Below are 9,326 nucleotides of genomic sequence, written 5' to 3' on the forward strand. Positions count from 1 at the left end.
CGCCGGGCCGCCCGTTCGACGGCCCGGCGCCCCCCGAACGGGCCCTCGCCGCCGGGCGGTTCAGCCCACCATCGCCGGCGACGACGCGCCCGTCACGGTCTCGCGGGGCGCCCCGGTGCCGTCCGCGGGAACGGTCCAGACGCCGCCGGGCCGGCCGCCCCTGCCCGGCAGCGCGTAGGCGACGGTGTCGTCGTCCAGCCAGGCTGCCTGGTCGTCGACGCTGCGGGTCTCGGCGAGCGGCTTCTCGCGCATGGTGCGCAGGTCGAGGACGTACAGCCGCCAGGGTGCGGACGGGTCGCCGCCGACCTTCTTCTTGAAGGCGATCCGGGTGTTGTCCGGCGACAGGGAGGGGCATTCGAGGTTCTGCCGCAGGGTCTTCGCCGACCAGTCCCCCATGCTCCCCTCGACGAGGTGGGTGCGGCCCTTGGTGGAGACGGTCGCGTAGAAGCGGTCGTCGTCACGGGCGAAGGTCACCCCCCAGTAGTTCACGTCGGGGGCGTGGTAGCGGGCCCCGTCGATGGTGAGCGGGATGTCCTCGATGGACTTGACGAGGTAGCCGGTGCGCAGGTCGAGGACGGCGGTCCGGGTGGAGAAGGTGCTGCTGGAGTAGGAGTCTCCGGTGACGAAGACCGTCCAGGACAGCATCCGCCCCGACGCGGAGACGCGGGCTCGGGTGGGGACGCCCGGCACGGTGACCCGGCGCGTCTCGCGCAGTCGGCGGTCGAGGACGATCGCGTCCGTCTTCGGCAGCACCCCCGGCCGCGCGCGCAGGCAGAGCGCGTGGTCGCCGGAGGCGTAGAACCGGTCGCAGGAGGGGCCTTCGGCGGTACGGGGGCCGGGGCTCCCGGCGGGCGGCCGGTACGCGACGCGCCCGGTGGCGGTGTCCCGGAAGTACAGCGCGGGCCCGTCGAGGGTGAACGAGGCGTCGGCGTCGACCTGCCGCCCCGCGGACCGGTTCTCCGCGTGCAGGACGTAACCGACGGAGCCGCCGCCGAGGAGGAGCACCGCGGCCAGCACGACCGCGATGCGGGCCCGGCGGCCGAGCGGGGCGGCGGGGCTGGGGAATCGGGCGTTCATGCGGTCCGCCTCTCGGAGTTCTGGGTTTCCGGCGCTCGGGGCGCCGGGGAGCCGGGCGGGTTGCGCGGCAGGAGCGCCCAGCCGCCCGCGAGGGCGGCGAGCAGGAGCGAGAGCGCCGCCCACAGTGCGGGCCGGGGCCCCCACAGCGTCCACGCGGCGCCGAAGCCCGCCGCCGCGACCATGCGGGCCAGCGCCTGGCCGGTCTGGAGCAGGGCGAGCCCGCCGGCCCGGCCCTCGGCGGGCAGCGCCGGACCGGCGAGGGCCATCAGGACCCCGTCGGTGGTGGCGTAGAAGACGCCGAGCAGGACGAGGGCCGGGACGAGGACCAGCGCCGCCGGGCCGCCGGCCGGGGCCAGCAGGACGGCGTAGACGCCGAGCAGCGCCAGGTGGCCGAGGAGGAAGGGCAGCCGTCGGCCGACGCGGTCCGCGATCCGCCCGGCGGGGATCGCGAGCAGGAGGTAGCAGGCCGCCGCGCCGAGCGGCAGCAGCGGGAACCAGCCGAGGGGGAGGTCGAGGGCGCGCTGGAGCAGCAGGTAGACGAAGGCGTCCCCGATGGTGGCCGCGCCGAGCAGTGCGGCCACGGCGAGGATGCGGCGGAAGGCGGGATCGCGCAGCGCGGCGAAGACGTTCCTGCCGCGGGGCGCGGTCCTCGCCGCCGGGGCGGCCTCCCGGCCCGGCACGTACAGGAACAGCAGCAGGACGCCGAGCAGGCCCACGCAGAAGCTCACGACGAACACCGCGTCGTAGGCGTCGGCGGTCGCCCAGAGCAGGGCGAAGGCGGCGAGCGGGCCGAGCAGGGCCCCCGTGGTGTCCATCGCCCGGTGGACGCCGAAGGACCGGCCCAGCTCGTCCGGGTGGCTGCTCAGGGTGATCAGGGCGTCCCGCGGCGCGGTGCGGATGGCCTTGCCGACCCGGTCGGTGGCGAGGGCCGCCGCGATGCCGGCGGTGGCGCCGCCGGCGAGGAGCAGGCCCAGCCGCGAGAGCGCGGAGAGGGCGTAGCCGGCCCCGGCGACGCGCTTGTGCCGGTGGCCGCGGTCGGCCGCGTGTCCGCCGACGAGCCGCACGATGGCGGCCGCGCCGTTGAACAGGCCGTCCAGGAAGCCGAATTGGAGGGGGGACAGACCCAGTCCGAAGACCAGGTAGAGCGGCAGCACCGCGGTGACCATCTCGGAGGAGACGTCGGTGACGAGGCTGACCGCGCCGAGTGCCAGGACGGTGCCGGGGACGCGCCGGCCCGCCCCGCCGGTGCGGGGCGGGGCCGACGCGTCCCGGCGGCCTGTGGTCGCCAGATACATCAGTGGCAGGAGTACTTCGGGCTGGTGTCCTTGTCCTTGCCGTCGGTTCCGACGTAGCTCCAGTTGTAGCCGGAGTCGGTGAAGTTCATCTTCAGCACGCCGTATCCGCCGCTGATCCGCTTCTGGCTGTTGGGCTGGACGGTCTCGATGGGGTACGGCTCCGCGCCGCCCATGCCGCCGACGATCTGGGTGATGCCGTCGGCCACCGCCTTCCCGTCGGGGTTCTGCGGGGCGAACCGCTCGTAGTGGTGGTCGTGTCCGCCGAGCACGAGGTCGGCCTTGGCCCCGTACAGGATCTTCCAGACCGGCCTGCTCACGGGGACGTTGCCGTGGCCGCCGGAGGAGTACAGCGGGTGGTGCCAGTAGGCGGCGACGCAGCGCTTGGTGTTCTTGGCGATGTCGGCCTTGAGCCAGTTGATCTGGGCGCTGTCGTCGAAGGTGTTGGAGTCGAGGGCGATGAAGTGCCAGTTGCCCTCGTCGAAGCTGTAGTAGCTCTTGCCCTGCGGGTAGGCGATCGACCCGAAGTACGTCTTGTAGCCCACCATCGGCCCGGCCGGGTCGTACGTCTCGTGGTTGCCCGGCACCGGGCGCGTCTTGCTCTTGAACGCGCCCCAGGTCTTGTCGTAGTAGGCGCGGAAGTCGGAGATCCGGGCGTCGTCGTACTGGCTGTCGCCCATGGTCAGGTAGAACTTCGGGTTGATCCTCTGGGCGAGTGCGGCGGTCTTGGGGTGGGCGCAGCCGCTGTCGGAGGCGGTGCACTGGGCCGCGATGTCGCCGGCGGCGACCACGGTGAAGGCGCCGGTCTCCGGGGGCGTCTCGCCGAGGATGCCGTAGACCTCGACCTCGTGCAGCGAGTAGCCGTACGAGGTGCCGCGCGCGGTGCCGTAGACGCGCAGGTAGCGGCCCTTGCCGGTGAGGCCGGACCATGAGTCGTCCCCGCCGTCGCCGACCGTCTCGTTCGCCAGCCGGGTCCAGGTGGAGCCGTCGGTGGACGCCTCGATCCGGTAGGACTCGGCGTACGCGGCCTCCCAGTCCAGGGTGACGCGGGTGATGGTGGCGGTCGCGCCGAGGTCGACGCGGAGCCACTGCGGGTCCTCGCCCTCGGCGCTGGCCCAGCGGGTGGCCGGGTCGCCGTCGAAGGCGTTCTCCGGGCCGAAGGCGGAGTCCTCGACGGAGGAGGCGGTGGCCGCCCTGCCGCGCGAGATCAACGGGTCCGCGGCGGCTTCGGCCCGGTCGGGATGGGCGAGCAGCAGGCTGCCGACGAGGAGGAGGACGGCGGTGAGGGCGACGCCGACCGTATGGCGCCGGGTGAGGGTGGGGAGGGGAACGGAACGGTTCGGATGCATCCCTTGACTCCTGGCCTGAGGGGTGGCGAGAGCTGGGCGGCGGTGCGTGACGTCGCGTCCCGGCCCGTGCCGGGGCAGGGGGCGGCGTCGCGGCGGCCGGGCCAGAGCTCTCACTGAGCGCGTCACGCCCCCAGGGAACGGGGCGCCGCGCCAAGCCGCCGCCCGGAATGCTAGCTGACAGTAAACTTTCCTACTAGTACGCGAACTCCCTTGGTCCGCCCCCTCGTTGGCGCGCGCCGCCCGGCCCTGCGCGCCCGGCGCACCCCGGCGCACGGGGTTTGCGCCGCCGCGCCGGGCGGCGGGGAGGAGGACCGGGATCGACCGGACACGGGCGCGTCGCGGCGCGGGCCGCCGCGCGGCGCAGACGCGGCCGGAGCACGGGGCGCCTGGCCGCCGCCGCACGGGTGCCGGTGGGCGGAACGGCGGTGGCGGTGCGGGGTTCGCCCCGGCCGGTGGCGCGTGCGCCCGCGGGGCCGGGGCGCGGAGGTTGCCGGACGCGGCCGCCGGCTCCGGTAACGTACGCACGTTCGCCCCGCGTCCGGGGAGCGGCGGCACGGCAGCCGTCGACGGGCGGCGGTCCGGCCGTCCCCCGCCCGCGCGCCGGGGCGGGAGGGACGGGCCGGCGCAGAGGAGAGGACGCATGATCCGAGAAGACCCCGCGGCCGGGCGACGCCACGCCGTGCTCCGCGTGATCACCGACCGCTCGCGCGAGGGCAGCAGGCCCGGTGCGCGCCGCGACGGCGCGCGCGTCGCCCTGGTCATCGAGGGCGGCGGAATGCGCGGGACCATCTCCGCCGGCATGGCCCTCGCCCTGTACGAGGCGGGTCTGACGGACTCCTTCGACGCCGTCTACGGGGCCTCGGCCGGAGCGCTCACCGGAGCCTGGCTGCTCAGCAGCGCCCCGGAGAACCTGAGCGGATGGGCCGAACCGATGTACGCGCAGGCGATGATCCGCCTGTCCAACGTCTGGCGCGGACGTCCCGTGGTCGACGTGCGCCACCTGGTCGACCACCTCTACTGCGAGGTGGCCCGGATGGACGTCGAGTCCATCCTGGCCAACCCGGTGGCGTACCACCCCCTCGCCACCGACGCGCACACCGGCGTCTCCACCGACCTGCGCCCCCTGCTGACCGGCCCCGCCGAACTGCGGCTCGCCCTGCGCGCCAGCGCCGCCCTCCCCTTCCTCGCGGGCCCGCCCGTCGAGCTGGGCGGCCGGGTCTTCTACGACGCCGGGCTCGCCGAGTCCATCCCGTACCGGACCGCCCTGGCCCAGGGCGCGACCCATGTGCTCGTGCTGCGCTCCCGCACGGCGCCGCCCGCCGGGGCCGCTGCCGCCGCGGCGGGCGGGCGGCCGTCCCACGGCGCCCGGTTCGTCGCCGCGACCGCCCTGCGGGGCTACCCCAAGCCGCTGCACGACGCGTTCTTCGCCCGCGGCAGCCGCCTGCTGGAGGACGACGCCCTGCTCGGCGCCTACGACCGGTCGGGGCTCGGCGGTCAGGAGCCGCGCGCGGACACGGGCCCCGGCGCGGAGCCCGCCGTCCTCTCCGTCCGCCCGTCCCCCGACGCGCCGCGGGTCGGCCGCCTCACCCGTGACGGCAGGACGCTCGCGGCGGCCCTGGCGGCGGGGCGCGAGGCGATGCGGCGGCTGCTGGGGTGAGGGGGCGGGGCGCCGGGCGGTCGCGTCAGGTGCCCTGGCGGCCCCGCAACTCCTCCACCGCGACGCGGGCCGCGGCGCCGATCACCGCGTCGGCGCGCGGCAGCCTGACGTCGGACCGGGCGGCCTGGGTGAAGACGGCGGCGGTGTAGGCGCTGCCGTCGGCCAGCTCGACCACGCCCACCTCGTGGCGCATGGCGCCGAAGGTGCCGGTCTTGCCGTAGACGGTGACGTCGTCGTAGGGGAACCCTGAGGCGAGCCGGTGCGTCCAGGGCTGCCGGCGCATCACGTCGCGCATGAAGGCGCAGCGCTCCTCGGAGGCGGCGCGCCCCGTCCAGATGGCCCGCAGGAGGCGGGCCATGTCCGCGGGCGTGCTGGACGCCTTGTACGCCGGGTCGTACACGCCGGGCGGCACGACGGTGTCGTTGTCCGCCACATGCGCCAGGGCCGCGTCCAGCGAGCGCGCGCCCGTGTCGGCGACCAGCCGGCGGAACGTGCTGACGACTCCGCCGTGGATGCGGGTGCCGGGCAGGTCCAGCTCCCCGCACATGGCGTCGACCGCGTCCGGGCCGACCGTGCGCAGGACGGCGTCGGCCGAGGTGTTGTCGGAGATCGTCATCATCAGGACGACCATGTCGCGCAGGGACAGGGTGACGGGGTCGCTCAGGACGGAGACGCCGGTCGGGCCGGGGACCCGTTCGTCGGGCTCCAGCGTGAGCCGCTGGCGCGGGTCGAGCGCCCCGGCGTCCGCGAGCCGGCAGAAGGCGACCATCAGGGGCACCTTGTAGACGGAGCCGATGGGGAGCTGTTCGCCGGGGTCGATGGCCACCAGCGCCTCCGGGCGGTGCAGTTCCGCCACATGGAGCCAGCCGCGTACGCCGGCGTCGTCGAACATGCCGCGGAGGGTCCGCTCCACGGCGCTGTCGGTTCTCCGCGCGTTCACGGCGCCTCCTTCCGCACCAGGGTGTCCTCCAGCAGCCGAGCCGTCTCGGCGATCTCCCGCGCGTCCGGCCGCCGGGGGTCCCAGGCCACCCGCAGCCGCAGGGGCAGCGGCGGGTCGGCCGACGCCCGCCGCTCGACGCCGGTCGCCGTCAGCGTGTCGTCCGCCGTGACCAGCACCGCCTGGCCGGCCGCCACCAGGGCGAGGGCGGCGCGCTCATCGGAGACCACCACCGTCCGCACTCGGCGGCCGCGGCTGGCCAGGGTGTCGACGAAGAGGTCGTGGGCCGCCGGCGCCTCGGCTCTCGGGCGTACGGCGACGGGGAGGCGGGGCGGGAGCGCGCCGCCGGCGCCGCTCTCGCCCGCGGGGGCGAGGATCCACGTCGGCAGGAGGACGACGCGGCCGGCGGCGAGGCCGTGCAGCACGGCGGGGTGGCGGACCACGGCGAGGTCCAGCCGCCCGGCCGCGACCTCTCCGAGCAGGGCGGAGGTCGACGCCGTCACCATGCCGATGCGCGTGCGTCCGCCCGCCCGGACCGGCGCGGCGGCCACGTCGGCCGCCAGGGCCGTGGGGACCTCCGGGTCCAGTCCGATCCGCAGGCGACGGCCGTCGGCCTGCTCGCGGGCGCCCGTCTCGCGGAGTTCCCCGAGCGCGGCCAGCGCCCTGCGGGCGTGCGGGAGCAGCAGGGCGCCCTCCTCGGTGAGGGACACGCCCCTGTCACGGTCGAAGAGGCGTACGCCGAGCAGCGCCTCCAGCCGCCTCAGGCCCTGGGACAGCGGTGGCTGGGTGATGCCGACCCGCTGTGCGGCGCTCCCGAAGTGCTCCTCCTCGGCCAGCGCGACGAAGATTTCCAGATGCCGTTCCGTCAGCACGGCGCACCCCCTGGCGTGCGGCGATACCACGTGCGAATCGTCGTGATGCCGAGAGCATATTCGACATTCGGCGTGGGTCGGACTTGACTCCCGCAGGGGCCGGTCGAGCCGCCCCGCGAGGGGCGTCGCCCGGCCTGCCGGGTCGGGGCCCGCCCGCGGAGCCGCCCGCGCCCGCCCGTACGGGGACGCCTCCCCCGCGGGCCGACGGGCGCGGAACGAGAACGGAGCACACACCTTGACGCGTACGGAAAGCCGGATCGACCCCGTGCCGCACGGGCGGTCGCGGGCCCGCTGATCCAAAGGCGTCGCAGCCCCGCGACGCGCGGCGGCGGCCCGGTCCGCCGCCCTCCCCCTCGACACCCGACGCGGGCGCGCGCCCTCGCGCGCCGGAACGGAGATGCTGAACCATGCGCACCCCCACCACCGCCTCCCGCCGCACCGTCCTCGCGGCGCTGACCGGGCTCGCGGCCCTGCCGCTGGCCGGCTGCTCGAAGGACGCCGCCGCGCCGGCCCGCTCCGGCGCCGGCCCGTCCGCCGCCGGCTCCGCCTCCCCGACGTCCGCCGACGCCCGCACCCGGCGGGCCTTCGCCGACCTGGAGCGGGCCTTCGACGCCCGCCTCGGGGTCTACGCGATCGACACGGGCAGCGGCCGGACGGTCGTCCACCGGCCCGACGAGCGTTTCGCGTACGCCTCCACCTGCAAGGCCCTCCTCGCCGGCGCCCTGCTGGACCGCTACTCCCTGCGGCAGCTCGACCGGCTGGTGCGCTACGACCGCGACGAGATCGTCAGCAACTCCCCCATCACCGAGAAGCACGTGGCCACCGGGCTCACCCTGCGCGAGCTGTGCGACGCCGCCGTCCGCTACAGCGACAACGCGGCGGCCAACCTCCTCTTCCGCGAACTCGGCGGCCCCGGCGGGCTCCAGAAGGCGCTGCGCGGCCTGGGCGACCGGGTCACCCGGTGCGACCGCTACGAAGTCGCCCTCAGCGAGGGCACGCCGGGAGACCCCCGCGACACCAGCACGCCCCGCGCCCTCGCCACCGACCTGCGCGCCTACGTCCTCGGGGACGTCCTGCCCGCCGACCGGCGGGCCGTGCTGACCGACTGGCTCAAGCGCAACACCACCGGGGACCGCACCATCCGGGCCGGGGCCCCCGAGGGCTGGCAGATCGGCGACAAGACCGGCTCCGGCGGTTACGGCGCACGCAACGACATCGCCATCGCCTGGCCGCCCGGCGGCGCGCCGATCGCGCTGGCCGTCCTGAGCCGCCGCGACACCGAGGACGCCGAGCGCAGGGACGCCCTCATCGCGAAGGCGGCCGAGGTCGCCTTCGGCGTGCTCGGCCGGCCCGACGGGGGCTGAGGGCCTACGGGCCCCGCCCGTGTCACGTCGTCCGCACCCCGGTCAGATGCGCGAAGACCACCACGTTCGCCGCGTAGCCGGTCTTCTTGTCGAAGCGCCCGCCGCAGGTCAGCAGCCGCAGCTCCGGCCGCCCCCGCTCGCCGTACACCTGCTCGTCGGGGAAGGACCCCTTGTCGTAGGTGCGTACGGCGTCGACGGTGAAGACCGCCGTGCGCCGGTCGGCGCGGGCGACCCTGACGGTGTTGCCGGGGCGGAGCCTGCCGAGGTCGAGGAAGACGGCCGGGCCCGTCAGGGTGTCGCGGTGGCCGACCGCCAGCGCCGTCCCCCGCTCCCCCGGCGTCGGGCCGTCGGCGTACCAGCCGACGAGTTTCGGCTTGCCGATGGGCGGGGCCCCCGGATGGCCCGCCGGGTCGAGGGGGAGCGCGACGACCGGCGCCTCCAGGGACAGGGCGGGGATCGTGAGCTTCGTGGCCGGGGAGCGCGGCAGCGGGGCGACGGGCGCGGCGGTCGTCGAGGCGCGGGGCGCGGGCTGTGCTGGGGCCCCGGTGGCCGCCGGCGGGCGCCGGGGCACCTTGCCGTCGGCGGCGGCCGCGGCGGTGGCCGTGGCCGGGCCGAGGTCCGGGGAGTCGTCGTCGCACCCCTGGACCACGGCGGTCACGAGCGAGAAGGTGACGCTGAGCGTGATGGAGAGACGGCAGGCGCGGGTCGGTCCGGGGGGGGGGGGGGGGGGGGGGCAGATGTTTCGCCCCCCCCTCCCCCCCCGCGCCCGGGGGGAGAG

At 76.0% G+C, this 9,326-nt stretch carries 8 protein-coding genes; 2 read left to right on the forward strand and 6 right to left on the reverse strand.

The annotated features are described in order from the left end of the window. Nucleotides 1-60: 60 nt before the first annotated feature. From ACZ6EJ_RS24835 to ACZ6EJ_RS24845, 3 genes are read right to left on the reverse strand one after another with little or no spacing between them, the layout of a single operon-like run. Entirely contained in the window at nucleotides 61-1,077 is a 1,017-nt protein-coding gene (locus tag ACZ6EJ_RS24835; RefSeq protein ID WP_469270130.1) for a TolB-like translocation protein, read from the reverse strand. Continuing rightward, on the reverse strand, nucleotides 1,074-2,372 hold the full coding sequence (locus ACZ6EJ_RS24840) for an MFS transporter (RefSeq protein WP_469270131.1): 1,299 nt from the start codon (nucleotides 2,370-2,372) through the stop codon (nucleotides 1,074-1,076). The genes ACZ6EJ_RS24835 and ACZ6EJ_RS24840 overlap by 4 nt, the downstream gene beginning before the upstream one ends. Continuing rightward, nucleotides 2,372-3,718, reverse strand: coding sequence for a discoidin domain-containing protein (locus tag ACZ6EJ_RS24845; RefSeq protein WP_469270132.1), 1,347 nt, complete (start codon nucleotides 3,716-3,718; stop codon nucleotides 2,372-2,374). Before ACZ6EJ_RS24845 ends, ACZ6EJ_RS24840 begins: the two co-directional genes overlap by 1 nt. Nucleotides 3,719-4,358: 640 nt before the next feature. On the opposite strand from ACZ6EJ_RS24845, the gene ACZ6EJ_RS24850 reads away from it, so the two are divergent. Continuing rightward, complete coding sequence (locus ACZ6EJ_RS24850; RefSeq protein ID WP_469270133.1) at nucleotides 4,359-5,375, forward strand: patatin-like phospholipase family protein; 1,017 nt, start codon at nucleotides 4,359-4,361, stop codon at nucleotides 5,373-5,375. Between the two features lie 25 nt (nucleotides 5,376-5,400). Here the strand turns inward: ACZ6EJ_RS24850 and ACZ6EJ_RS24855 are convergent, their stop codons facing one another. Further along, nucleotides 5,401-6,315 (reverse strand): serine hydrolase, encoded by a 915-nt coding sequence (locus ACZ6EJ_RS24855; RefSeq protein ID WP_469270135.1) that lies wholly within the window; start codon nucleotides 6,313-6,315, stop codon nucleotides 5,401-5,403. Further along, a complete protein-coding gene (locus ACZ6EJ_RS24860; RefSeq protein ID WP_469270136.1) occupies nucleotides 6,312-7,214 on the reverse strand; it encodes a LysR family transcriptional regulator in 903 nt (300 codons plus the stop codon). The genes ACZ6EJ_RS24855 and ACZ6EJ_RS24860 overlap by 4 nt, the downstream gene beginning before the upstream one ends. Nucleotides 7,215-7,591: 377 nt before the next feature. Between ACZ6EJ_RS24860 and bla the strand changes: the two genes are divergently transcribed. Next, nucleotides 7,592-8,548, forward strand: a complete 957-nt coding sequence (bla, locus tag ACZ6EJ_RS24865) for a class A beta-lactamase (protein WP_469270138.1) — start codon at nucleotides 7,592-7,594, stop codon at nucleotides 8,546-8,548. A 22-nt stretch (nucleotides 8,549-8,570) separates the two neighbouring features. Here the strand turns inward: bla and ACZ6EJ_RS24870 are convergent, their stop codons facing one another. Then, nucleotides 8,571-9,206 (reverse strand): class F sortase, encoded by a 636-nt coding sequence (locus tag ACZ6EJ_RS24870; RefSeq protein ID WP_469270140.1) that lies wholly within the window; start codon nucleotides 9,204-9,206, stop codon nucleotides 8,571-8,573. Nucleotides 9,207-9,326: the final 120 nt, after the last annotated feature.

Source organism: Streptomyces sp. NPDC041970, assembly GCF_055588985.1.